At 62.0% G+C, this 490-nt stretch carries 1 protein-coding gene; it reads left to right on the forward strand.

What is annotated here, in order from left to right; all coding sequences use genetic code 11:
• On the forward strand, positions 1-490 hold a 490-nt coding region (locus U873_RS34645; RefSeq protein WP_043274810.1), incomplete at both ends, for an immunoglobulin-like domain-containing protein.

Genomic DNA, 490 nt, shown 5'->3' on the forward strand with positions numbered 1-490 from the left:
AGCAGTAACTGACGTTACCGACACCATCGACACCAGCACCGTTTCGCTGACCGCCACGCCTAGCGTCGCTGAAGGCGGCACGGTGGTGTACACCGCGTCGGTTACCGCTCCGGTGACCGGTTCGCCAGTGGTAGTGACCCTGTCCAACGGGCAGACCATCACCATCCCGGTAGGTGAGTCTTCCGGCAGCGTGAATTTCACCGCGCCGAACGACGCTCTGGCTGGCGGCAGCTCCCTGAGCACCACCATCACCAAGGCTGAGGGTGGTAACTACGAGAAGCTGGAGACCAGCGACAAGCCAGCTGAAACCACCGTTACTGACACTGTCGACACCACCACTCTGAGTCTGAGTGCTACCGACACCGTGGCCGAGGGCGGTTCGATCGTTTACACCGCGACCCTGACTAACGCCGCTGGCACCCCAGTTACTGTGACCCTGAGCAACGGCGCAGTGATCACCATCGCTGCTGGCGCGACTTCGGGCACTGTC

It is taken from the genome of Pseudomonas sp. PH1b (genome assembly GCF_000633395.1).
In the GTDB taxonomy this organism is placed as follows: Bacteria; Pseudomonadota; Gammaproteobacteria; order Pseudomonadales; family Pseudomonadaceae; genus Aquipseudomonas.